Genomic DNA, 24,490 nt, shown 5'->3' with positions numbered 1-24,490 from the left:
TGGCGCCGATGGACTGAGGGCAACCAGGGAGTAGTCGGAATGCGCAATAACCAGCCCGTAACACAGCGTGAGATTTCCCTCGCGCCTTCGCAAAAACTCATCTCCGCCACGGATGTCCGAGGTGTCATCACTTACTGCAACGACGCGTTTGTCGACATCAGCGGCTTTGAACGCGCTGACTTGATTGGCGCGCCGCAGAACATCGTCCGTCACCCCGATGTGCCCCCCGCCGTGTTTGCGCACATGTGGAGTGCACTCAAGCAAGGCCTGCCCTGGATGGGCATCGTCAAGAACCGCTCGAAAAACGGTGACCATTATTGGGTCAACGCCTATGTAACGCCCATATTCGATGGCAGCAAGGTGGTGGGGTTCGAGTCGGTCCGGGTCAAGCCCACCGCCGATGAAATCCGCCGTGCCCAGGCCCTGTACCGCCGCATCAGCCAGGGTAAATCGGGTGTTCCTCGCCAAGACGCCTGGCTTCCGGCCGCCCTGACTTGCGTGCCGTACGTGGCAACCGGGCTTGTCGGTAGTCTTGCCGGCATGTTCCTCAGTACGCCCGTCGCCATTGCCGTGGCCGTCGCGGTCGCGGTGCCGGTGGGCATACTCTGCTCACGCTGGCGCCAAGGCAGCACGTTGCGCCTGTTGCAAGGTGTGGAGCCTTCAACCTCGGATGCGTTGATCGCGCAGATGTACAGCGACGCACGAGGGCCACAGGCACGCCTCGAAACAGCGTTCCTCAGCCAGAACGCGCGCCTCAAGACCTGCCTCACGCGCTTGCAGGACAGTGCCGAGCAATTGAGCGCGCTGGCTGGACAATCCGATCAGTTGGCGACTGCCAGTTCCAAAGGTCTGGACCGTCAGCGCGTCGAAACCGAACAGGTCTCGGCCGCGGTCAACCAGATGGCCGCCACCACCCAGGAGGTCGCCAGCCACGTACAACGCACCGCCGACGCCACCCAGCAAGCCAATGTGCTGACCGGACGCGGCCGTGAAGTGGCACGGGACACCCGTGAGGCGATCGAGCGTTTGTCCGCCGTGGTCAGCGAAACCGGCGCCACCGTGGCGCAACTGGCCAAGGACAGCGACGAAATCGGCAGCGTGGTGGACGTGATCAAAGGCATTGCCGACCAGACCAACCTGCTGGCCCTCAACGCGGCCATCGAAGCGGCTCGTGCGGGCGAGCAAGGTCGTGGTTTTGCCGTGGTGGCCGACGAAGTGCGCCAATTGGCACAGCGCACGTCGCAGTCCACCACCCAGATCCACGGCTTGATCACCCAACTGCAAGCGTCCTCGAACAACGCGGTGCAAAGCATGGAGCACGGCCAGCGCCAGGCCCAGGAAGGCGTAGCCTGGGTACTCGAAGCCGACCAGGCGCTGGTGGGCATCAGCGAAGCGGTGTCCCATATCACCGACATGACCACCCAGATCGCCGCCGCCACCGAGGAACAGAGCGCGGTGGCCGAAGAGATCAGCCGCAACATCACCACCATTGCCGAACTGGCCGACCAGACGTCGATACAAGCCCATCAATCCACGGACCTGAGCAAGGAGCTGACGAACACCGCGTCCACCCAATATGCGTTGGTTGAGCGGTTCAATCGCTGAGCCTACGTTTACAGTGGCAAGCCCGCTTTCTGTAGGGAGCGGGCTTGTTGTGGTGAGCGCTGAATACTCGCTTAGCCCAGGCGCATTGAAAGTTCGATGTCATCGGTAAACGGCACCGACAAGTAACCGTTCTCCGGGGCGCGCACATAGGCCAGGTATTCAGGGCAATAATCGGTGTTGTCCGCGACTACCAGTGCGCCAGGACGCAGGTTGTTTTCCACCAGGTTCAGCACGTCGCCATACAGCGTCTTGGCGCCGTCCAGCAGCAACAGATCGACAACATCCGGCAAGTCGCTGGCCAGGGTCACCAGCGCGTCACCTTCGCGAATGTGGATCAGGTCGCTCACGCCGCCTTCGATGAAATGCTCGCGCGCCAGGGCGATCTTCGAGGCTTCAAATTCGCTGCCGATCAGCACACCGCCGCCGTTGTCACGTAGCGCGGCAGCCAGGAACAAGGTCGACAGCCCAAATGAAGTGCCAAACTCCACAATCGCCCGCGCCTTGTTGCTGCGCGCCAGCATGTAGAGCAGCTTGCCGGTGTCCTGCGACACGGGCAGCCACAGGTCCTTGAGCATCGAATACAGCGCCATGTATTCGGTTTTGCTGTGCATCAGCCGTTCGCGTTCTTCCTTGGATACCGAGTTCACCAACGGGCTGGTGGCCGCATTGGCCTGGGCATAAAGACGTTCGATAAGGGGCGCCAGAGGCGCGGTGGTCAGGCTCGACATAATTGATTTCCAGTGAGGTGGGACTAAGATGCGACTAATTCGTCGTATTAAAAGTATGCGAGTCATTCGCATCCTTCGCTATTCGCATTAGCCCTGCTTCAGGAGCCCCGTATGACCAGCCGCCAGACCCCACGTATTTCCACGCGCAAACAGCCGCAACAGGCCCGTTCCACCGAGTTGGTGGCGGCGATTCTGCAAGCGGCTATTCAGGTTTTGGCCAAGGAAGGCGCCACCCGTTTCACCACCGCACGGGTCGCGGAAAAGGCCGGCGTAAGCGTGGGGTCGGTGTACCAGTACTTCCCCAACAAAGCGGCAATTCTGTTCCGGTTGCAGAGTGATGAGTGGCAGCAGACCACCCAGATGCTGCGCGACATCCTGGAGAAACGCGACGAAACGCCACTGGATCGCCTGCGCACGTTGGTGCACGCCTTTATCCAATCGGAATGCGAAGAAGCGCAGATGCGCGGTGCGCTGAGTGACGCGGCGCCGCTCTATCGTGATGCGCCGGAGGCCCTGGAGGTGCGCGCGGCGGGACGGCAGGCGTTCAAGGGGTTCATGCTGGAGTTGTTGCCTGAGGTGTCGGTTGACACGCGTACGTTGGCCAGTGATTTGATCCTGACCACGCTCAGTTCAGTGGGGAAGGAGTTCTCCAACAGTCCGCGAACGGCTGAAGAGATCGCGGTTTATGCCGAGGGGATGGCTGAAATGTTTCGTGCGTATGTGAATGTGCTCAACCTCCAAAGGGCAACCGATACCTCATTTCTACCAGAGTGACACCTCCCCTCTGAAGATTACGTTCACTCCCCGCGTCCTCGACACAGCCCATCCTGCGATAAAACCGGATAGCCCTTTCATTTCGGCTCAAGACCCAAAGCGTCAAACCCTGAAACCCCTCCTCCCTCAGGAACTGCAGGCCCGCATTCCACAACGCCAGCCCAACGCCGGCTTGCCAATACCTGCCTAAAACATAAATGGCCATGACCTCACCGGTGTTTGCTCCGGCAGCTTCTTCGTCACGACTGGCACCGACCGATATCCAGCCAACAACGTGCCCGTCCAGCTCCGCGACCCACACGTCGGACTCGCCCGACTCAATCGAACGAACCCAAAAGGATTCGCGCCGAGCCAGCGTTGCATCCAGCCCATTCAAGAACTCGGCAGGCATCATGTCACGATAGGCTTCCTGCCAACTGCGGATATGCACCTGGGCGATGGCGTTGGCGTCGCCAGGTAACGCTTTGCGGATCATTGATCTATTCCTTATTCAGTCAATGTCCTTCAAGTAAACCCAACCTTCATGACCGTTTACCCTCGTGGTATGTTTCGAGCCCTGCCCGCAAAAGGAGGTGCCATGCAATCGTTAGCCATCAACGCCGCACTGCTGATCATCGACATGCAGCAAGGCATGAACCAGCCAAAGCTGGGGCGACGCAACAACGCCGACGCCGAAGTGCAGATACAGCGTCTGCTGACTGCCTGGCGTCAATCCGACCGCCCTGTCGTGCATATCCGGCACATCTCCCGCTCGCCCGACTCGGTGTTCTGGCCGGGCCAGCCGGGCTGCGAATTCCAGCCGGCGCTGCAACCGTTGGCGCATGAGCATGTGGTCGAAAAGAACGTTCCAGACGCCTTCACGGCCACGGGGCTGGAGCGCTGGCTGCATGCACGCGGGATCCGGCAACTGGTGATCGTCGGCGTGATCACCAACAACTCGGTCGAGGCCACGGCACGCTCAGGCGGTAATCTGGGTTTTGCGGTGACGGTGGTTTCGGATGCCTGCTACACCTTCGACCAAACCGATTTGTCCGGGCGCCTGTGGCCCGCTGAAGACGTGCATGCGCTGTCGCTGAGCAACCTGGCGATGGACTATGCCGCCGTGATGGAGACCTACGAAATCCTGGTTCATTGTTGACCACGACGTTCAGGTAGCGGGTTGAAACACGCCCTCTTTCACAAGCATATCGATCAGTGATTGCGGCCAGACCGTCTCTTCGGTAGAGCGCAGCGCATTGACAGACCACCAACGATGATCCGCCATGACCTGAGTCTCATGGGCGGTCCATTCCGCTTTTGACAGTGCCTCATCGGGTACGTGAACCACGTAATACTGCTCAATCGCTAACACCGTTTCCCCGCAAGGCAGCATCAAGGGGACCTTGCGGTCCGCGATGGGCGCCGCAACAGTGTCGACCTTGATTCCCGTTTCCTCCCGCAGTTCGCGTATTGCAGCCACCTCGAAGGTTTCACCGGCCTCTACACCACCGCCAGGCGTAGCCCAATAATTTTGCCCGGCCAATGGCCCGTCTTTATGGACGAACCTGAACAGAAGCACCTCCTGGGAGGGGTTGATCACCAGCAGGCGTGACGCCTTTCGTTCGCGCATTGAATCCATCCCATCCTTATGCCGATGTCGTCGCTTCCAATAATCGCGCAATCGTCTTGCGCATCTCCCCGTGGTCGACCTCCGCATACGGCTGTGCGTTTTTCCAGTCATAAAACCACGCCGGCATCGTGCGTTTGTCGTCCGGTTCCGAGGCATAGCGCGGGAAGAGATGGCAATGCAGCTCTGGCTCGGAATTGCCCAAAATTTCGTAGTTCATGCGCAACGCACCGGTAGCCTGCAACACCGCATCGCCAAGGCGGGCCATGTCCAGCAGGTAGGCAGTGCGGGCTTCGGTGTCCAGGTCGTTCAGGCTGGCAACGACCGGGTCAGGTAGCAGCAGGCAGTAACCAGGGAGAAACTGTACATCACCCATGACCGCCCAGCCTGAAGCCATGCGGCAAATGACTTTTTCGTTGGCGCCATTGCGGGCGAGCGCGACGCGCTCCTTGATAAGCGGCATACAGTGTCCTTGATCTGAGTGAGGTCCAGGCGGCATCTTAACGCGACTTCAGCAACTGGCGGGCTTGTTGTAGTGAGCGGGCTTGCCTCGCTCACCGCAGTAAGTCGGCTCGACGCAAGACCCTGCACACAGCATCAATCCAATGCCAATTCCACCACCCCAGCGTTCAACCGCACCGGCCAAACCCGCAGCCTCTGATCAGGCGCTTCCAGGCACTGCCCGTCCTCGAGCCGGTAATGCTGCTTGTAGATCGGCGCCGCCACCACCAGGTCACCCTTGATGCTGCCGATCAAGCCGCGTCCGATCACATTCGCGCCCGATTCCGGGTCATGGTTGTCGATGGCGAACAACGTCTGGTCCTGCGCACCCGGCAGGTAGAACAGCGCCACTTGCGCGCCGTCCAGCCACACCACCACGCCGGAATTGCTCACCAGGTCGGTCTCGCTGCACACACCTTTCCAGGTGGCCAGGTTGCGTTGCGGGTTGGCTTGGCTCATCAGGCAATCTCCTCGGTGATGGGAATCAGGTTGAGTTCAGCAGCCATGATTGGCCGGCGTTGGCCGCGTTCCTGGACGAAGTGGATGTCCGGGTCGGGGCGCTTGTCGTTGACGAAGGTGCGGAAGCGTTTGAGCTTTTCCGGGTCCGCGAGAGCGTTGGCCCATTCGCATTCGTAGCGGTCGACCACCAGTTGCATTTGCGCTTCAAGTTCGGCCCCCAGACCCAGGCTGTCGTGGAGGATCACGTCCTTGAGGAAATCCAGGCCGCCTTCAAGGCTTTCGCGCCACACCGAGGTGCGTTGCAGCTTGTCGGCGGTGCGGATGTAGAACATCAGGAAACGGTCGATGTAGCGGATCAGTGTCGCGTCATCGAGGTCAGTGGCAAACAGCTCCGCGTGGCGAGGACGCATGCCACCATTGCCAGCGATGTAGAGGTTCCAACCCTTCTCCGTGGCGATCACACCCACGTCTTTGCTTTGAGCTTCAGCGCACTCGCGGGTACATCCTGACACCGCGAACTTGAGCTTGTGCGGCGAGCGCAGGCCCTTGTAGCGGTCTTCGATCAGCAGCGCCATTTTTACGCTGTCCTGCACGCCGTAACGGCACCAGGTGCTGCCCACGCAAGACTTCACCGTGCGCGTGGATTTGCCATAGGCATGCCCGGTTTCAAACCCGGCGGCGATCAGTTCGCTCCAGATATCCGGCAGCTCGTGCAATTGCGCGCCGAACAGATCGATACGCTGGCCGCCGGTGATCTTGGTGTAGAGGTCGTATTTCTTCGCGACTTCGCCGATCACGATGAGTTTATCCGCCGTGATTTCGCCCCCTGGAATGCGCGGCACCACCGAGTAGGTGCCGTTTTTCTGCATGTTGGCCATGAAGGTGTCATTGGTGTCCTGCAGCGGCACCAGGGACGCGTCCATGATCGGCTGGTTCCAGCACGACGCCAGGATCGAACCCACCGCCGGCTTGCACACGTCGCAGCCGGTGTGACCACGGCCGTGTTTGGCCAGCAGCTCGTCAAAGCTGAGGATGCCTTCCACGCGCACCAGGGCGTACAGTTCCTGCCGGGTGAAGGCGAAGTGTTCGCACAGGCTTTTGTCGACGCTGACGCCACGGGCGATCAGCTCATGCTCGAACACCTGCTTGAGCAACCCGGCGCAGCCACCGCACCCGGTGCAGGCCTTGGTCTGGGATTTGAGCAGGCCAAGGTCGCTGCAGCCACCGTCGATGGCGGAGCAGATCGCGCCTTTGGTCACGTTGTGGCAAGAGCACACGGTGGCAGATTGCGGCAAGGCGCCGGGGCCGAGGGTCGGTGCGCCGCTTGAGGATGGCAGGATCAGGCTGGCCGGCTCGGACGGCAACGCGATGCTGTTCTGCATGTATTGCAGCAGGGTGTCGTAGTAGCTGTTGTCACCCACCAATACGGCGCCGATCACCTGCTTGCCCGAGGCATCCACCACCAGGCGGCGGTAGCTGGCGCTGGCTTCATCGATGAACTGGTAGCTGCGCGCGCCGGGTGTGTGGGCATGGGCGTCGCCGATGGAGCCCACGTCCACGCCGAGCAACTTGAGCTTGGTGGACATGTCGGCGCCCACAAACGGCTCGGCGGTTTGCGCGCACAGCAGCGCGGCAACGCCTCGGGCCATCTGGTAGCCCGGCGCGACCAGGCCGAACAGGCTGCCGTTCCAGGAGGCGCACTCGCCGATGGCGTAGATGTTCGGGTCGCAACTCAGGCATTCGTCATTGATCACCACGCCGCCGCGCGGGCCGATGTCCAAGCCGGCCTGGCGGGCCAGTGCATCCTGGGCGCGGATGCCGGCGGAGAATACGATCAGGTCGGTTTCGAGGAACTCGTCATTGGCAAAGTTCATGCGATAGCGGTACTCCGCGCCCGCGCTGATCGACTGGGTGGCACGTGATAAATGCACGCCCACGCCCAACCGCTCGATCTGCGCCTTGAGCGCAAGACCACCAAAATCGTCCAGTTGCACCGGCATCAAGCGCGGCGCGAACTCCACCACATGGGCTTCAAGGCCCAGGCTTTTCAGCGCGTTGGCGGCTTCCAGGCCCAGCAGGCCACCGCCTACCACCACGCCGCGTCGCGCATTGGCAGCCGCTTTGCGAATGGCATCGAGGTCTTCAAGGGTGCGATACACCAGCCGTGAATCGCCCTCGGCGCCTTCAATGGGCGGTACAAATGGATAGGAACCGGTCGCCAATACGAGCTTGTCATAGGCGACGCAGCCGTCGGCGGTGATCACCTCGCAGCGGGCACGGTCGATCTCCAATACCGGCACACCCAAGTGCAGCGTCACGCCCGGCGTCTGATACAGCGACGCTTCGGACAATGCCAGCGATTCCGCATCGCGGCCGGTGAAATACTCGGACAGATGCACCCGGTCATAGGCGCGCATCGGCTCCTCGCTGAACACATGCAAGCGGTAGTGATCCAGCGCGCCGCGCTCGATCAGTTGGGCCACGCAGTGGTGGCCGACCATGCCATTGCCGACGACGATCAAGGTTTTGAGATTGTTCATATAAAGCACCCGACAAAGCTCATCACGGTTTTAAAAAAGCAAAAAAAAACGCCTGAAACCTTGCGGCTCCAGGCGTCTTTGCCTGTTCTTATGCGGGTTCGGATCGGGCGACTGCGCCGGATTCTCCGCTATTGCCCCTGGTGTCGATCGTCGTTGACCGAAGTGGGTTGAAGGGGAGCTTGCAGGGTCTGTGCCAAGCGGATGCAAGGCCTGTGTTCACGGCTCAACAGGGGAGTCGGCGATGCCAAGCACCACCTCCAGCGCCTCCAACTGGTGCATCTCGCGTCATAAAAGTGCATGACTCGCCGTGAATGAATAGTTTTCTGTGGTGAGCGGGCTTGCCCCGCGCCGTCGGCGCCTCGGTATCAAGGGGCAGTTCAAAAACCTGGCGCGTGACTTGCTAGGAACACTGCAACCAAGCAGTCAACGCTGACTGCCCTCTCACGACAAAGGCGCCGTGTAATCCCCGTTCTCAACGGAGGGTTGCAAGGCGCCTTTTTTGTTTACGCAGGTTATAGATGGCCAACCAGAGCATACGCAGTGTGTGTCCTTATTGTGGCGTGGGCTGCGGCATCGTCATGCAGGTGCAAAACAATCAAGTGATCAAGGTGATCGGCGACAAGGCCCACCCCACCAACTTCGGTCGTCTGTGTACCAAGGGCACCACCTGCGGACAGGCCATTGCCGAGTCCGGCCGCATGGAAAACGCCTATGTACGTCAAGCCCGGGAGAATGATCCGGTGCGCATTGCCATGGATAAGGCCATCAGCGAAACCGCGCGCCGCCTGCGTCACACCCTCGACACGCACGGGCCGGACGCGTTGGCCTTCTACGTGTCGGGCCAGATGTCGCTGGAATCCCAGTACCTGATCAACAAATTGGCCAAGGGCTTTGTCGGCACCGCCAACATCGAGTCCAACTCGCGGCTGTGCATGGCCAGCGCCGGCAGTGGCTACAAACTGTCGCTTGGCTCTGACGGTCCGCCAGGGTCTTATGAGGATTTCGACCGCGCCGACCTGTTCTTCGTGATCGGCGCGAACATGGCTGACTGTCACCCGATCCTGTTCCTGCGCATGATGGACCGGGTCAAGGCCGGGGCGAAGCTGATCGTGGTCGACCCTCGGCGCAGCGCCACGGCGGACAAGGCCAACCTGTTCCTGCCCATCAAACCCGGCACCGACCTGGCCCTGCTCAATGGCCTGCTGTACCTGTTGGTGAAGAACGGCCACACCGACCCTGCGTTTATCGCCGCCTTCACTGAAGGCTGGGACGTGATGCCCCAATTCCTGGAAGATTATTCGCCAGAGCAAGTCGCCGCTATCACCGGCCTTGCCGAAGCCGATATCCGCCAAGCCGCCGACTGGATCGGCCAGGCCGCCGAATGGATGAGCTGCTGGACCATGGGCCTCAACCAAAGCACCCACGGCACCTGGAACACCAACGCCCTGTGCAACTTGCACCTGGCCACTGGCGCCATCTGCCGTCCGGGCAGCGGGCCGTTTTCCCTCACGGGGCAACCCAACGCCATGGGCGGGCGCGAAATGGGCTACATGGGCCCAGGCTTGCCAGGCCAGCGTTCGGTGCTGGTGGAGGCCGACCGCGCCTTTATCGAGGACCTGTGGCAAATCCCTCACGACAGCCTGCCGCGTCAGGCCGGCAGCGGCACCGTGGCGATGTTCGAACAGATGGCCGCCGGGCAGATCAAGGCCTGCTGGATCATCTGCACCAACCCGGTCGCCAGCGTGCCCAACCGTCAAACCGTGATCAACGGCCTGCAGACCGCCGAACTGGTAATCACCCAGGACGCCTTCCTCGACACCGAGACCAACCGCTACGCCGACATACTCTTGCCGGGCGCGTTGTGGGCCGAAGCCGAAGGGGTGATGATCAACTCCGAACGCAACCTGACCCTGATGCAAAAAGCCGTCGATGCCCCCGGTGAAACCCTGCCCGACTGGCAGATCATCGCGAGGGTCGCCTGTGAGATGGGTTTTGCCGAATCGTTCACCTACGCAACCGCCGCCGATGTGTTTGAAGAAATCAAACGCGCCTGGAACCCCAAGACCGGCTACGACCTTCGCGGTGCAAGTTACTCGCGCTTGCGTGAACAGCCGTTGCAATGGCCCTGCGCATCCCAGGCGTCAGCAGATCGCAACCCGATCCGTTACCGCAACAACGGCACCCTCACCTTCGCCACTGAAACCGGCAAGGCCCAGTTCTTCGCCCGCCCCCATATGCCGCCTGCCGAGATGCCCGATGACGCGTTTCCCTTCATGCTCAATACCGGCCGCGTGCAGCACCAATGGCACACCCTGACCAAGACCGGCAAGGTCGCCACCCTGAACAAACTCAACCCTGGCCCCTTCGTCCAAGTGCACCCCGACGATGCGGCCCGCCTGGGCATCAGGGACAAGGATCAGGTCGAAGTACGCTCCCAGCGCGGGCGCGCGGTACTGCCCGCCGTCATCACCGACCGAGTGCAGCGGGGCAACTGTTTTGCGCCGTTCCATTGGAACGATGTGTTCGGCGAAAACCTGGCGATCAACGCGGTGACCAATGACGCCGTGGACCCGATTTCCCTGCAGCCGGAATTCAAATGCTGCGCCGTCGCCCTGGCCCGTGTCGAGTTGATCGACCACCAATTCCTCGACCTCCCTTCTCCCGTAGCAGAGGACACCGCCATGTCGCGCCTCGACGCCTTCGCCGAAATAGCCGGCATCCGCCACCTGCCAGCGCCGCCACTGAGCGACAGTGAGCGCACCTACCTCGCCGGTTTCCTGAGTGGCCTGCAATCGAGCGCCGCGCGCCACGCTATCGGCGTACCGACGATGCCTGCGAGCGCGCCGCTGGCCGATGCGTCCAGGCTGTGGCTGGACGGTTTGCTCGGTGGTTTGTTCAGTCGTACCGAACCCCTCGCCGCGCCCTCCCCGGCAGTCACTCTGCTGTGGGCCTCGCAAACCGGCAACGCCCAAGCCCTGGCCGAGCGCTTTGCCAAGCGCCTGCGCGACGCGGGCATCACCGTGGAACTGAGCGCGATGTCGGACTTTCCGGCGAGCAAACTGGCAAGCACCCACACCCTGGCGCTGATCAGCAGCACCTTTGGCGACGGCGACCCACCGGACAATGGTGAAGGTTTCTGGCACAGCCTCAGTACCGCCGAAACGCGCCTGGACTCCTTGCGCTTTGCGGTGCTGGCCCTGGGCGATCCGAATTACGACCAGTTCTGCAACCACGGCAAAAAACTCGACCAGCGCCTGCTGGAACTGGGCGCCACCCGCCTGCTGGAACGCGTCGACTGTGACACCGAATTCGAAGAACGTGCCGATGCCTGGCTGGTGCGTTTGCAGCAAACCCTCAACCCGGCAAAGCCTGCAGTCACCGCCACACCTGCCGGCAAAACCAAGCTGTACGGATCACGACTCTTGCTCAACCGACACCTGAACCCGCAAAGCGCCCACAAGGAGACCCGCCAGTTCGCCCTGGACCTTGCCGACTCCGGGCTCACTTATGAGGCCGGTGATGCCCTGGGAGTGCGGCCACGCAACTGCCCTGAACTGGTCAACGAACTGCTCAACCTCACTCGCCTGAACGGCCATACCAGCGTGAACATCGACACCTTCGGCGATGTCCCCTTGCAACAGGCACTTACCCAGCATTTTGAAATCGCCCGGCCCAGCAGCGACACCTTGACCTTCATCGCGGAACGCAGTGCCAACCCAGGTCTCAAGCGCTTGCTCAACCCCGAGCACAAAACCGAACTGAATAACTGGCTGTGGGGCCGGCAACTGGCGGATGTACTGCATGCCTACCCCATCGACTGTTCGGCGGACGAACTGCTTGGCACTCTTAAACGCCTGCAACCGCGCCTGTATTCAATCGCTTCAAGTTCCAAGGCTTACCCGCAGCAAGTGCACCTCACCGTCGCCGCCGTGCGGTATGGCAAGCGCAAGGGCGTGTCCTCGACCTTCCTGGCCGACCGTGTCGGCGACGGCGAAGTGCCGCTGTTCGTGCAGCCCTCCAAACACTTTCGCACACCCACTGACGGCGACGTGCCGATGATCATGATCGGCCCCGGCACCGGTATCGCACCATTTCGCGCGTTCTTGCAGGAGCGTCGCGCGCTGGGTCATCAGGGGCGCAACTGGTTGTTCTTCGGTGAACAGCACGCGGCCAGCGATTTCTATTACCAGGACGAATTGCAAGGCATGCAGCGCGACGGCCTGCTCAGCCACTTGAGCCTGGCGTTCTCCCGCGACCAGGCGCAAAAGATCTACGTGCAGGACCGCATTCGCGAACAGGGCGCCGAATTGTGGAGCTGGTTGCAGGATGGCGCCAAGCTGTACATCTGCGGCGATGCCAGCCACATGGCCAAAGATGTCGACCAAGCGCTGCGCCAGGTCGCGCAAACCCATGGCGGGCTTGGCGTTGAGGGTGCCGTGGATTACTGGCGCCAGCTCAGTGAGCAGAAGCGCTACCTGCGTGATGTGTATTGATTGGATACAGAACAATAAGCAATTTGTATTGTGTACAAAAAACCCTAAAGATTTACCGGCGCCAGGCCGAAACAGCAGTGATAGCAAATCGCCGCAATCCTGACAGAGGTGCGCCGATTTGCGCCGCCCTTCACGCTGATGGTCGTCTCGATGAAAATAAAAAATAAGCTGGTACTTGCATTTGTTTCCGTTGCATTCATTCCGGTAAGCCTGGTGGCCGTGATTTCGGTCATGAATACGCGGACCCAGGCGGTGGACCAGTTCATCGACGGCAGCACTCGGGAAATCCGTCAGATCGATGGCAACATCCGCCAGTTCTTCGACGGCACGCTGCAAAACGTCGATCAAATGGCGACTGACCCTGTATACACCTCCGTGAACACACTGAAAAACTATCAACCCGCCGACGCGGCCAGCCAGCCGATGCCGACCGAGGCCCAAGCCGTGATCGATCGCTTCGCGCGTTTTGGCGCAACGCACCCGGCGGCGGCCATCCTGTCCATTGGCCTGGAGGACGGCACCTACGCCAAATGGCCGGATGACCCGCAACTGGCCAAATACGACCCGCGCACCCGGCCCTGGTACAAGGCGGCTATGGCCAGCCCCGGCAAGACCGTGCGTACGCCCGCGTATTACTACGACAAAGACGATGTCGCCCTGGTGGGCACTGCGCGTGCAATGCTGGAAAACGGCAAGGCCAAAGGCGTGTTCGTGGTCAGCGTCTCGCTGAAAAACCTCACGGAACTGGTCAAGAGCATCAAGCTGGGAGAAAGCGGCTACGTGATGCTGATCGAAGACGGCGTGGTGCTGGTGGACCCGCGCGACACCGCCCACAGTTTCAAGCCGCTCAAAGACCTGGGCGCTGCTTATGCGCACTTGGCCGAAACACCTCAGGGCTCCACCGAAGTGATGATCGACGGCGTGCGCTACATGGCCAACGTGTGGACGTCCCCCGGCCTCGGCTGGCGCTATATCGGGCTGATCGAACACCGCGAAGTGATGGCCGAAGCCACCCGCATGACCTACCTCACCGCCATCATCGTCGCCGTACTGGTATTGATCTTCGGACTGATAGCGGCAGCGTTCTCCAAGGTCATCGTCAAGCCTATCGGCCAGGTCAGTACCGGCTTGCAGTCCATCGCCCAGGGCGAAGGCGACTTGCGCCACGAACTGCACGTACAGGGTAAGGATGAAACCGCCGAACTGGCCGGTTGGTTCAACAAGTTTCTCGCCGCTATCCGTCAACTGATCCAGCACATCGGCGCGGCCTCGGCCAACTTGCAGAACGCGTCCAAGGTCAACAGCCAAGTGGCGCACAACATGAACGAGGCGGCCGGACGCCAGCGCGAGGCGGTCGAGCTTGTCTCTACTGCGTTCAACGAAATGGTCGCCACCGCCAACGAAGTCGCACGCTCCTGCAGCGGCGCGGCGCAATCCGCCGAGAACGGCCACCATCGCGTGGCCGAGGGTAAGCAGCAGATCGAAGTCACCACTGATAACGTCAACCGCCTGGGGCGCCGCCTGACGGAATCATCCCAGGCCATGGTCGAACTGGAAGCCGGCAGCCGCAGCATCAACCAGATCATTGGCACTATCCGTGCGATTGCCGAACAGACCAACCTGCTGGCGCTCAACGCGGCCATTGAGGCTGCCCGTGCCGGTGACCAGGGCCGCGGCTTTGCCGTGGTGGCTGACGAAGTGCGCGCACTGGCCAAGCGCACGTCCGACTCCACCGGCGAAATCGAGCAGTTGCTCGGCACCCTTGGCAGTAAAACCGAGGAAGTCACGCAGAAGATGGGCAGTTGCCTGGACCTGTCGCGGGCCAGTGTCGCTTCGATCGAAAGCGCGCGGGACAGCTTTGAAGGCATCCAGACGTCGGTCAATGAAATCCGCGACCAGAACCTGCAGATCTCCGCCGCCGCCGAGGAACAACACAGCGTGGCAGAAGAGATCAACCGGCATATCCAGCAGATCTACGACGAAGCACGGCTGGTGGAAAGCCTGGCCAACTCGGCGCAGGACGATTCGGGACGCTTGTCGAACCTGTCGGATGAGTTGAATGGACTGGTGGGACGGTTCAAGTCCTGAGGAAGCCGGCGATTAAAGTCACCGTTCACGGCCAAGGCAATGTCCAGGGACGGCCGAAACCGCTTATGGACGGTGCCTCTCAATCACCAGGCCTTCCGACTCGCTGGGCGCACAGAAGTGACGGGTGATCAGGTCAAACTCGGCATCGGTGGCGGCGAAGTCATGCTCGCCCTGTGCATTGCGCGCATGCAGTCGGGCCCGGCAGGTGGCGTCGTCCAGTTCAAGGTAATGCAGGCAGTGCCGGACTTTGGCGACCTGTGCCAACCCCAGCAGCCATTCGCGATTGGCCAAGGTGTTGGCAGGAAAATCCAGCACCACATTGACACCCGACTGCAGCAGATGGGTGACCAGCGGCCCTAACACACCGCGCATGCGCTGGGAGCGAGCAAGGTAATCAGAAATAGAGCTTATTTCACCGGGATAAAGCGTGGCGAGCCAATGGTCTTCACTGAACATGACGGCGCCGTGCCTGGCGGCCAGGGTCTTGGCGAGTGTGGACTTGCCAGAGGCGATCTTGCCGCAGAGCAGGTGCAGGGTCGGCATGGGTGAAGGCTCCTTCTTCTAGATTGAATGTCGCTTGAAGTGTTCATAAAAGGCCAACGCCGCCACGTTTTTGTCCTTGGCTTCCAGCATGATGTCGAAGCGGTCGAGAAACTGCAGCGCGTAGTCGTTGGTCCAGCGGTTCCACATCTGGGCGCTATGGGCGTACAGGTCGCGCTTGGAAACCACCTGTAACAGCGCATCCATTTCCAGTTTGTGCTCGGCGCCGAATCCCAGTTCCTGCAAGACTTCCTGCGGCTGGGAGTAATGCATGGTGGGGCGCACGCCACGCCAGCTTTCAATCACGCGGGCAACCCTCTCCGAGTCGGGGTCGATGTAGTCGTTTTCGTGGATCCAGCAGTGGTGAATGTCCAGCACCACCGGCGCCAGGTCGGCGACTTGCAGACAGTGGTCGAGCCCGTAGGTTTTTTCGTCGTTCTCGAAGGTGATGCAGTTGCGCGCTACTTCCGACAGGCGCGACCACACCGCACGGGTGCCTTCCACACCAAGACGCCCGGCAATGTGCACGTTGCACTTGAGGTCCTGGAAGTGCCGGCCATAGCCCATCATGCGGATCATGTCGGCGTGGTATTCGAATTCCGCCAGGCTGTTTTCCACCACGCCGGGGTTCTCAGAACCGAGTACGCAGTACTGGCCGGGGTGGAAGGACAGGCGGATATCCGAGGCGCGGGCCAACTCACCGATGGCGGCGAACCCCTCCACCAATTGGCGCTCGATCGCCGGGTCTTTGTACGCAGCGGCGACTTTCGGGTGGCTGTAGAACGGCAGCAGATCGCTGCTCAGGCGCAACATGCGCAAGGTCGGCGGCAGTTCGGCCACATAAGCCAACAAGCGCATCTGGGCAGCCAGGTTATGAGTGACCACTTCCACCAGTTTGTCGCATGCCACTTGCGGGGTGACGCTGTCCATCCAGCGCAACGTGGTGGTGCGAGGGTTGAAAGGGCCTTCGATCAACTTCAAGGCGCTGGCCGACAGCAGGCGTTCGGGATGCTTGTATTGGCATGCGAAGCCGATGCGAGGATGGGTCATGGAAAGGCCTGGTGGTGAGCGGTCATGGGGATTATAGGACCTTAGGCGAGCAACCCTGCCAGGGGTTCACTCGGAAAATTAAGTTGAATCCTGGTTTGGACCGGGGGTCACCTAAGAGGACGACAGCGCAACGGAGGTGGTTATGAACCTTGCAATGACACTCTTCAGCCTATTCGCCGGATGGATGGCGATTGTGATTTCGATGATGTGGGGCGTGCTGCGGGTACTGCGTTGGCACCATGATTAACACGCCGGATGGGCGCTACTTTGTGGTCAAGGGCCAACTCTGGCGCTGCACCAACCCTGCATTGGACGAAGATACTCGGCAGCGTTGGGTCCATGAATTGATGGAGGCCCGCCGTGCGGTCAAAGCAGCCAAGGCGTCCAACGACTCGCAAGCTTTGAAGCTCGCGCGGCGACAGGTACAGCGCGCCAAGGTGGCACTCGGTGAACGCGGCCCGGTGTGGTGGAGTGACGCAAGTCCGGACTTCAATCGGTGTCAAGTTGCCAATACGCCGTATGCCGAGTGGTACGAAAACATCTCGACATGAAACATCTGTGAACTTTCTGACAAACGTCGTGCTCCTTTCCTATGCAAAGCCTGCGTGCCCTGAATCCAGGAGCGCTGAACAATAAGGAGCCGCCACCCCTATGACTACCCTTCCCACCTACTACGCAACCAGACCAGGACCGCTGCATGCGATCTTGCTGGCCGGCAGCGTGCCGTTGTTTCTGGGCGCGTTGCTCAGCGACATTGCCTACGGCCAGACTTTCCAGATTCAGTGGGCTAACTTTGCGTCCTGGCTGATCGCCGGTGCATTGGCGTTCAGTGGATTGGCGCTGTTGTTCGCACTGGTCAATCTGCTTCGCGCCGAACGCAAGTCCGGACGGCCCGCCGCGTATTTTCTATCGTTGTTCGCCGCCTGGGTACTCGGCCTGATCAATGCCTTTCAACATGCCAAAGATGCCTACGCCATGATGCCTGCAGGCCTGTTCCTGTCGGTGATCGTTACACTACTGGCATTGGTGGCGGCGTGGATCGGCCTGACCAATCTGCGCTCGGGAGTTGCCCCATGAAAACGTCCAGCACACTGACCCTATTGAGCGCTGCCTTCTTGCTGACTGCCTGCGGGGGTGACGGCGACAAAACCCAGGCCCGCGGCCCTGACCCCAAGTTGCCGGAACAGCAGAGCAGCCTGCTACCGAGCATGAAGATTGCCGAGCCTGCGCCCTGGGGTGAGCACAAACCCAAGGTGCCAGAAGGTTACAGCGTCACCGCGATCGCCACCGACCTCGCCATCCCGCGCCAGACCCTGGTGCTGCCCAACGGCGACATCCTCGTCGCCGAAGGCCGTGGCGGCAGCGCAGCCAAGCTCAAGCCCAAGGATGTGATCGCCAGCCTGATCAAGGCCGAAGGCAACACCAAGGTCAAGAGTGGCAACCGCCTGACGTTGCTGCGTGACGCCGATGGTGACGGCACCTATGAACTCAAGACCGTGTTCGCGGAAAACCTCAACGCGCCTTACGGCCTGGCGTTTGCCAATGGCAAACTCTACGTGGCCAATCAGGATGCGCTGGTGAGTTTCGACTACGCCGACGGCCAGACCAAGGCCGCCGGCCCGCCCACCAAGGTCACCGACCTGCCGGCGCAGATCAACCACCACTGGACCAAGTCCCTGGCGGTGAGCGCCGACGGCAGCCAGCTTTACGTGGGTATCGGTTCCAACAGCAATGTCACCGAGCGCGGCATGGAGGTGGAGATCGACCGTGCGATGGTCTGGCAGATCGACGCCGCAACCGGCGCGCACAAGCCTTATGCAACAGGCCTGCGCAACCCGACGGCGCTGACCATCCAGCCGGAGACCGGGCAACTGTGGACCGTGGTCAACGAGCGCGATGAACTGGGTCCCGACCTGGTGCCGGACTACCTGACCTCGGTGCGTGAAGGCGCCTTCTATGGCTGGCCCTACAGCTACTGGGGCCAAAATGTCGACCCGCGTGCCCAGCCGCAGAACCCGGCCAAAGTCGCCGCCGCGATCAAACCGGACTACAGCTTGGGCTCCCATGTAGCGGCATTGGGCGTGGACTTCTCTATTCTGCAGATGGGTGAGAAATTCGCCGACGGTGTATTCGTAGGTGAGCACGGCAGCTGGAACCGTGACAATCCGGTGGGCTACAAGGTGATCTTTGTGCCGTTCAGCAATGGCAAACCGTCCGGTGAGCCCATCGATTTTGCCACCGGTTTTCGTGGTGATGACGGCAAAACTCGAGGTCGCCCTGTAGGTGTGACAGTGGACCCGAAAGGCGCGCTGATCATCGCCGACGACCTGGCCAATACCGTTTGGCGGGTGACGCTTAATAAATAGCCGTGCACGGCAGGGGCGACAGCGCCCCTGTCATCCCTCCTCCTGCAATTGCGCCGCAAGCCAGGCGAGCAGCGCCGCCACTTCATCCCGTTTGCCAGCCGTTTGATGCCGATAAACCGAAATCGCCTCGGGCAAGTGCACGCTCTCGGCGCACGGCCTCACCAGCGCGCCGCTTTCAATCAACCGGCCCGCGGTGCGACGCCAGCCCATGGCAATACCATGCCCCTCCACAGCCGCCTGCAACATCAGCGGGTAGCTATCGAACGTCGCACCGCGCGCGTCCACGGCCAACGTCTGACCAAACGCCTGCAGCCACTCATCCCACTCCATCAAATGAGGCGGCGGCGCGTTGTGGTGCAAGAACCTATGACGCTGCAATTCATTCAATGACAGCGGTTGCTCTACGGCCAGGTAGAGCGGACTGCATACCGGAAAGATTTCGTCCGAGGCCGTGAATATCAGCGAATGAGCCCCGCTCGCGCGCCGCGTGCTTTGCAGGGCGACGTCAAAGGGGTCGTTGAACTCAGTCAATGGTCGTGTGGTGGTCACCACCTGGATTTCGATATGCGGATATTGCTGGTGAAACGTCGATAAACGCGGCATCAGCCAATAAAAAGCTTCACACAGCTGGCAGAGCAGCACCACTCGGTTGCTGTGATGCACCGTGCGCAGGCGGGTGGCGCCGTCACCGATGCTGTGCAGCGCCTCGCTGACCACCCGCCCCAACTCACGCCCTGCCGGCGTGAGGAACACGGCACGATTGCGCCGCTGAAACAGCTTGATACCCAGGTTGTCCTCGAGCCCGCGGATCTGCCGGCTGATCGCGGCCTGAGTGATGTGCAACTCATCGGCTGCCTTGGAAAAACTCTCCAGGCGTGCCGCCGCTTCGAAGGGCAGTAAGCTGGCAAGGGGCGGTAAGGCTTTACCCAGTTCATTCATAATCTATGGTTATGTATTGAGGACCGAAAACTCGTTTGTAGCACGGCTGTGCGGCTAGGCACCATGCGTATCCATTACTTGATGGATAACCGGATGAATTCTGCACGTGCTTCAATACTTATCGGGCTGTTCCTTGCAGTGATTGCAACCCTCGGCTGGGCGCTGAACTTCGTCGCCCCCTACGTTACCGGCGACTACAGCCTTTACGATCTGATGCTCATGCGATTCCTGTTCGTCGGCGTGCTGGGCGCCGGCGGGATACTCCTGTGTCGCGCCCATTTGCACCTGATCACGCCCAGCCAACAGTTACTTGCAGGTGCGCTGGGCGCGTTGGGTTGCCTCGGTTATGGCGTATGCATTGCCGCCGGCGTGCACTTTACGGGGCCGGTGCTCACACCGGCGATGGTCGGGATGGTGCCGGTGTTGCTCGCGTTGCTGGGCAATGCCCGGCACAAGACGGTCGAATGGCGCAGGCTGATCCTTCCCTTGTCGTGTCTGATGGCAGGGCTGGCGTTGTCGAACCTGGGCAACCTTCATCAACCGTCATTGAGTGCCGATTCGTGGCTGGCGGGGCTGCTTTGTTCGCTGGGTGCCGTGGTTTTATGGCTGCTGTTCAGCGTGCTCAATCAACAACAGCTGGTGAAGTTGCCGGCTCAGACGACCGGGCTATGGACAGCGTTGATGCTGGCAGGCGCCGGCATCGCTGCGCTTTGCCTGTGGCCCTTTATGCAGGCCCTGGGGCTGCTGAGGCTGCCAGTCCTCGGCGCTGGGCTTGAACAGGCAGCGCCATTGTATGCCTGGGCGCTAGTCATCGCCGTGATGTCCAGCGTGGTCGGCGCCTGGGCCTGGAACGTCGCGACGCGTCGCTTGCCCATGGTATTAAGTGGCCAGTTGATTGCCCTTGAATCACTGTTCGCCACCTTGCTCGGCCTGGGTTTCGCACGCCGTGGCCCGACACTCATGGAAGCAGCAGGCCTGGCGGCAGTGCTGATCGGCGTGCTCATGGCGGTGCGCATCATCCTGACAGCCAGGCTGGACACCGCCTTGCCCGTGACAATTACAGGTCGGTGATTTCCTTGTGACGCGGCACCAGTGTCTTCATCACGCTCCAGGCCACCAAGTAGGCCAGCGCGCAGATGGCGAACATGATCATATAGCCGGTGTGGATATCGCCAACTGACTTGTAATAGTCGAACACCCATCCGCCGATCTTGGTCATCACCACACCGCCCAGACCGCCGGCCATGCCGCCGATGCCGACCACCGAAGCCACGGTTTTCTGCGGGAACATGTCCGACACGGTGGTGAAGATATTGCACGACCACGCCTGGTGCGCCGAGGCGCCCACACCGATCAGCAATACCGGCACCCAGAAGCTGATGTAGCCCAACGGCTGTGCCAGCAACACCACCAGTGGGAACAGCGCGATCACCAACATGGCTTTCATGCGGCCATCGTAGGGTGCATCGCCACGCGCCATGAAATAGCTGGGGAACCAGCCGCCGCCGATGCTGCCGACCATGGTCATGCTGTACAGCACCGCCAGCGGCATCACGATATCGGCGCCCTTCATGCCATATTGCGCCGACAGGTAGGTGGGCAGCCAGAACAGGAAGAACCACCACACGCCGTCAGTCATGAACTTGCCGAAGGCAAAGGCCCAGGTCTGGCGATAGGTGAGCAGCTTGAACCAGGAAACTTTCTTTTCCACGGCGCCGGCCGGTGCCGGAGTAAAGGGCTGAACCGTCTGGTCGCTGCGGATGTACGCCAGTTCTTCGGGCGACAAGCGCTTTTGCTCCTCCGGCTTTTGGTACAGCGCGATCCACACAGCAACCCACACGAAACCCAAGCCGCCAATCACGATAAACGCGGCTTCCCAGCCCCAGAGGCCTGCAATCAATGGCACGCAGATCGGCGCCAGGATTGCGCCCACGTTGGCACCGGAGTTGAAGATGCCGGTGGCCAGCGAGCGTTCTTTCTTGGGGAAGTACTCGGCAGTGGCCTTGATCGCAATCGGGAAGTTACCCGCTTCGCCAATTGCCAGCACCGCACGCGATAACATGAAGCCGGCAATCGATACCGGAATCACCGCCAGGCCAATCGCAGCGCTGATGGCCGCGATGCCTTCGCCCATCGGCACCGAGAACGCATGCATGATGGCGCCCGTGGACCAAATGCCTATCGCCACCACATAAGCCGCCTTGGTGCCGATCTTGTCGACAAAGCGCCCGGCGAACAGCATGGAAATCGCGTAGACGAATTGGAACACCGCAGCAATGTTGGCGTAGTCGGTGTTGCTCCAGCCAAATTGCGTGGACAGTTGCGGCGCCAGCAAGCTGAGCACCTGACGGTCGAGGTAGTTGACGGTGGTCGCGAAAAACAGCATCGCGCAGATGGTCCAGCGATAATTGCCTACAGCTTGGCCAACGCGGTGAGCGTTGATGGGCTCGTTCAAGTTCATGGCATCACTTTTTATTTTTGTTAGGTAGGACATATGTAACGTCATATGTCGTCGTACAACTTCGACTTTTATATCGGGACGACTGAACGCTGTCAATCTGAAAGATTGCCGTTTATCCAGGCATTTCGCGGGTGTATGAAATATCAGTTAAATGCAGTTGTAGGATGACAAATCCGAAATACCAGGCTTGGCGCCTTGCCCGCCACATCATCAAGCACATCGAAAGGTTGCATGCCGATCTTTTCCAGTACGCGGATGGAGGCCGTATGCTCTGGTCGCACCAATCCGAACACTTCGCGCAGCCCGAGCGTTTCGAATGCCAACGCCAACGCTTCACGCCCTAATTCGGTGGCATAGCCCTGGCCCCAGGCTTGCACCGCAAACCGGTAACCCAGGTTGATGCGTCTTGTGGTCAGGTAGTCCATCGGCGCGATTCCACCAAAACCGATGATGTCATCCGGCGCTTCGACGCGTGCAATCGCCCACCAACCGTAGCCTTGGGTAGCCCACTGTTCGAGCCAATGATCCAGCAGGCGTTGAGCTACCTCCAGGCTGGCCATGGGGCCGGAGGGGTTGAACAGATTGGTCTGCGGATCGCCGTAGATCGCGAACAATCGCTGCACGTCACTGGGTTGTGGTCGGCGGTAGGTCAGGCGTGGGGCGATGTCGGACATGCGGATTACTCACCTGCGAATCTGTAAAGTTCAAGCCATCTGCAAAAAAACGCAGATAGCGGTGAATTATTTCATGTCCGCTTGTATCTGAACTGACAGAGCGGTGCCATTGCAACGATGGCACCTCCCCTGTTCTGCTTTAGAGTGCCCCGCATGAAATTACGTAAGAAAAGCGTCAAGCCCATCGGATTGAAAGACATCACCATCGTCGACGACACCAAGGTGCGCAAGGCAATCACCGCTGCCGCCTTGGGTAACGCCATGGAATGGTTCGACTTTGGTGTCTACGGCTTTGTCGCCTACGTGCTCGGCAAGGTGTTTTTCCCCGACGCCTCGCCCAGCGTACAAATGATCGCTGCATTGGGCACCTTTTCCGTGCCTTTCCTGATCCGTCCGTTGGGCGGCCTGTTCTTCGGCGCACTGGGCGATAAATACGGACGGCAAAAGGTTCTCGCCGCGACCATCGTGATCATGTCCCTGAGCACCTTCGCCATCGGCCTGATCCCCTCCTATGCCTCTATCGGCATCTGGGCGCCGATTTTGCTGTTGCTGTGCAAAATGGCCCAGGGTTTCTCGGTAGGAGGTGAATACACCGGCGCGTCAATCTTCGTCGCCGAGTATGCCCCGGACCGCAAGCGCGGCTTTCTCGGCAGTTGGCTCGACTTCGGCTCCATCGCCGGTTTCGTGCTGGGCGCGGGCGTGGTGGTGCTGATATCCAGCATCTTGGGCGAAGCCGACTTCGAGTCGTGGGGCTGGCGCCTGCCGTTCTTCCTTGCCCTGCCCCTGGGCATCATCGGCCTGTACCTGCGTCATGCGCTGGAAGAAACCCCAGCGTTCCAGCAACACATGGACAAACTCGAACAAGGCGACCGCGAAGGCCTGACCCACGGCCCCAAAGTCTCGTTCAAGGAGGTCGCCACCAAGCATTGGCGCAGCCTGTTGACCTGCATCGGCATCGTGGCGGCGACCAATGTGACGTACTACATGTTGCTCACCTACATGCCGAGCTACCTGTCGCATAACCTGCACTACAAAGAAAACAGCGGCGTGTTGATCATCATCGCGATCATGGTTGGCATGCTGTTCGTGCAGCCGTTCATTGGTTTTGTCAGCGACAAGATCGGCCGCAAACCCTTCATCATCGGCGGCAGTATCGGCCTGTTGTTCCTGTCGATCCCGGCGTTTATGCTGATCATCAGCGGCAAGATCGGCCTGATCTTCGCGGGTTTGCTGATCCTTGCCGTGATCCTGAACTTCTTCATCGGCGTGATGGCTTCGACGTTGCCCGCGATGTTCCCCACCCATTTGCGCTACAGTGCATTGGCCAGTGCGTTCAATGTGTCGGTACTGATCGCCGGTCTCACACCGACCGCCGTGGCCTGGCTGGTGGAAAGCACCAACGACCTGTACATGCCCGCCTACTACTTGATGGTATTTGCCGTGGTCGGCCTGATCACCGGCCTGACCATGAAGGAAACCGCCAACAAGCCGCTGCGCGGTGCAGCACCGGCGGCGTCGGACATGGAAGAAGCCAAGGAGTTGCTGCAGGAACACCACGATAACATCGAGCAGAAGATAGAAGAGATCGATGCCGAGATAGCCGAACTCGAAGCCAAGCGCAAGAATTTGGTCGAGCAGCATCCCCGTATCAATTAAGCCCTGACCC

Annotated in this window: 21 protein-coding genes and 2 pseudogenes; 12 read left to right on the top strand and 11 right to left on the bottom strand. The window is 60.5% G+C overall.

Annotated features, from left to right (window positions below; all coding sequences use genetic code 11):
• Positions 1–39: 39 nt before the first annotated feature.
• Positions 40–312, top strand: a pseudogene (locus LVW35_RS29160) (PAS domain-containing protein); the annotation flags it as partial.
• Positions 313–540: 228 nt separating this feature from the next.
• Positions 541–1,605, top strand: coding sequence for a methyl-accepting chemotaxis protein (locus LVW35_RS13560; RefSeq protein ID WP_442799678.1), 1,065 nt, complete (start codon positions 541–543; stop codon positions 1,603–1,605).
• Between the two features lie 71 nt (positions 1,606–1,676).
• Here the strand turns inward: LVW35_RS13560 and LVW35_RS13555 are convergent, their stop codons facing one another.
• Positions 1,677–2,333, bottom strand: coding sequence for an O-methyltransferase (locus LVW35_RS13555; protein ID WP_068932864.1), 657 nt, complete (start codon positions 2,331–2,333; stop codon positions 1,677–1,679).
• Positions 2,334–2,444: 111 nt separating this feature from the next.
• Between LVW35_RS13555 and LVW35_RS13550 the strand changes: the two genes are divergently transcribed.
• Positions 2,445–3,107, top strand: coding sequence for a TetR family transcriptional regulator (locus LVW35_RS13550; protein WP_233896185.1), 663 nt, complete (start codon positions 2,445–2,447; stop codon positions 3,105–3,107).
• On the opposite strand, the gene LVW35_RS13545 is transcribed toward LVW35_RS13550, so the two are convergent.
• Positions 3,064–3,582, bottom strand: coding sequence for a GNAT family N-acetyltransferase (locus tag LVW35_RS13545; RefSeq protein WP_233896184.1), 519 nt, complete (start codon positions 3,580–3,582; stop codon positions 3,064–3,066). The two genes, LVW35_RS13550 and LVW35_RS13545, sit on opposite strands and share 44 nt — an antisense overlap.
• Positions 3,583–3,684: 102 nt before the next feature.
• Between LVW35_RS13545 and LVW35_RS13540 the strand changes: the two genes are divergently transcribed.
• On the top strand, positions 3,685–4,245 hold the full coding sequence (locus tag LVW35_RS13540; protein ID WP_233896183.1) for a cysteine hydrolase family protein: 561 nt from the start codon (positions 3,685–3,687) through the stop codon (positions 4,243–4,245).
• A 9-nt stretch (positions 4,246–4,254) separates the two neighbouring features.
• On the opposite strand, the gene LVW35_RS13535 is transcribed toward LVW35_RS13540, so the two are convergent.
• The 4 genes from LVW35_RS13535 to nirB form a co-directional block, all read right to left on the bottom strand.
• On the bottom strand, positions 4,255–4,716 hold the full coding sequence (locus tag LVW35_RS13535) for an NUDIX hydrolase (RefSeq protein WP_233896182.1): 462 nt from the start codon (positions 4,714–4,716) through the stop codon (positions 4,255–4,257).
• A 16-nt stretch (positions 4,717–4,732) separates the two neighbouring features.
• Entirely contained in the window at positions 4,733–5,176 is a 444-nt protein-coding gene (locus tag LVW35_RS13530; RefSeq protein WP_233896180.1) for an HIT family protein, read from the bottom strand.
• A gap of 134 nt (positions 5,177–5,310) precedes the next feature.
• On the bottom strand, positions 5,311–5,673 hold the full coding sequence (gene nirD, locus LVW35_RS13525; RefSeq protein WP_122727345.1) for a nitrite reductase small subunit NirD: 363 nt from the start codon (positions 5,671–5,673) through the stop codon (positions 5,311–5,313).
• Entirely contained in the window at positions 5,673–8,213 is a 2,541-nt protein-coding gene (nirB, locus tag LVW35_RS13520; RefSeq protein ID WP_233896178.1) for a nitrite reductase large subunit NirB, read from the bottom strand. Before nirB ends, nirD begins: the two co-directional genes overlap by 1 nt.
• 518 nt (positions 8,214–8,731) lie before the next feature.
• Here nirB and LVW35_RS13515 point away from each other — a divergent pair.
• The 3 genes and pseudogenes from LVW35_RS13515 (at position 8,732) to LVW35_RS29150 (ending at position 14,794) form a co-directional block, all read left to right on the top strand.
• The gene (locus LVW35_RS13515; RefSeq protein ID WP_233896176.1) at positions 8,732–12,706 is read left to right on the top strand and encodes a bifunctional nitrate reductase/sulfite reductase flavoprotein subunit alpha; all 3,975 of its coding nucleotides are present in this window, start codon (positions 8,732–8,734) and stop codon (positions 12,704–12,706) included.
• 138 nt (positions 12,707–12,844) lie between these two features.
• Positions 12,845–13,939, top strand: a pseudogene (locus LVW35_RS29155) (cache domain-containing protein); the annotation flags it as partial.
• Positions 13,940–14,026: 87 nt separating this feature from the next.
• A complete protein-coding gene (locus LVW35_RS29150; RefSeq protein ID WP_442799677.1) occupies positions 14,027–14,794 on the top strand; it encodes a methyl-accepting chemotaxis protein in 768 nt (255 codons plus the stop codon).
• A gap of 63 nt (positions 14,795–14,857) precedes the next feature.
• On the opposite strand, the gene LVW35_RS13505 is transcribed toward LVW35_RS29150, so the two are convergent.
• Both LVW35_RS13505 and LVW35_RS13500 read right to left on the bottom strand, forming a co-directional pair.
• Positions 14,858–15,337, bottom strand: a complete 480-nt coding sequence (locus LVW35_RS13505; RefSeq protein ID WP_233896172.1) for an AAA family ATPase — start codon at positions 15,335–15,337, stop codon at positions 14,858–14,860.
• An 18-nt stretch (positions 15,338–15,355) separates the two neighbouring features.
• Entirely contained in the window at positions 15,356–16,384 is a 1,029-nt protein-coding gene (locus LVW35_RS13500) for a UV damage endonuclease UvsE (RefSeq protein ID WP_233896170.1), read from the bottom strand.
• A gap of 239 nt (positions 16,385–16,623) precedes the next feature.
• Here LVW35_RS13500 and LVW35_RS13495 point away from each other — a divergent pair, with 239 nt between their 5' ends.
• The 3 genes from LVW35_RS13495 (at position 16,624) to LVW35_RS13485 (ending at position 18,750) form a co-directional block, all read left to right on the top strand.
• Positions 16,624–16,935: a hypothetical protein gene (locus tag LVW35_RS13495; RefSeq protein ID WP_233896168.1), complete on the top strand. Its 312-nt coding sequence runs from the start codon at positions 16,624–16,626 to the stop codon at positions 16,933–16,935.
• Between the two features lie 100 nt (positions 16,936–17,035).
• Positions 17,036–17,461: a DUF2231 domain-containing protein gene (locus LVW35_RS13490; protein ID WP_233896166.1), complete on the top strand. Its 426-nt coding sequence runs from the start codon at positions 17,036–17,038 to the stop codon at positions 17,459–17,461.
• On the top strand, positions 17,458–18,750 hold the full coding sequence (locus LVW35_RS13485; protein ID WP_233896165.1) for a PQQ-dependent sugar dehydrogenase: 1,293 nt from the start codon (positions 17,458–17,460) through the stop codon (positions 18,748–18,750). The genes LVW35_RS13490 and LVW35_RS13485 overlap by 4 nt, the downstream gene beginning before the upstream one ends.
• Positions 18,751–18,780: 30 nt before the next feature.
• Here the strand turns inward: LVW35_RS13485 and LVW35_RS13480 are convergent, their stop codons facing one another.
• On the bottom strand, positions 18,781–19,689 hold the full coding sequence (locus LVW35_RS13480) for a LysR substrate-binding domain-containing protein (RefSeq protein ID WP_233896162.1): 909 nt from the start codon (positions 19,687–19,689) through the stop codon (positions 18,781–18,783).
• 93 nt (positions 19,690–19,782) lie between these two features.
• Between LVW35_RS13480 and LVW35_RS13475 the strand changes: the two genes are divergently transcribed.
• A complete protein-coding gene (locus tag LVW35_RS13475; RefSeq protein WP_233896160.1) occupies positions 19,783–20,760 on the top strand; it encodes a DMT family transporter in 978 nt (325 codons plus the stop codon).
• Here LVW35_RS13475 and LVW35_RS13470 read toward each other — a convergent pair.
• Both LVW35_RS13470 and LVW35_RS13465 read right to left on the bottom strand, forming a co-directional pair.
• On the bottom strand, positions 20,747–22,150 hold the full coding sequence (locus tag LVW35_RS13470; RefSeq protein WP_233896159.1) for an MFS transporter: 1,404 nt from the start codon (positions 22,148–22,150) through the stop codon (positions 20,747–20,749). The genes LVW35_RS13475 and LVW35_RS13470 overlap by 14 nt on opposite strands.
• Positions 22,151–22,293: 143 nt before the next feature.
• Positions 22,294–22,824: a GNAT family N-acetyltransferase gene (locus LVW35_RS13465; RefSeq protein WP_233896157.1), complete on the bottom strand. Its 531-nt coding sequence runs from the start codon at positions 22,822–22,824 to the stop codon at positions 22,294–22,296.
• 153 nt (positions 22,825–22,977) lie between these two features.
• Here LVW35_RS13465 and proP point away from each other — a divergent pair, with 153 nt between their 5' ends.
• On the top strand, positions 22,978–24,480 hold the full coding sequence (gene proP / locus LVW35_RS13460) for a glycine betaine/L-proline transporter ProP (protein WP_233896156.1): 1,503 nt from the start codon (positions 22,978–22,980) through the stop codon (positions 24,478–24,480).
• The last annotated feature ends 10 nt before the right edge of the window (positions 24,481–24,490 follow it).

The organism is Pseudomonas sp. HN11 (assembly GCF_021390155.1).
GTDB lineage: Bacteria > Pseudomonadota > Gammaproteobacteria > Pseudomonadales > Pseudomonadaceae > Aquipseudomonas.
The sequence above is the reverse complement of the archived record's forward strand: the minus strand, read 5'-3'. Positions and strand labels throughout refer to the sequence as shown.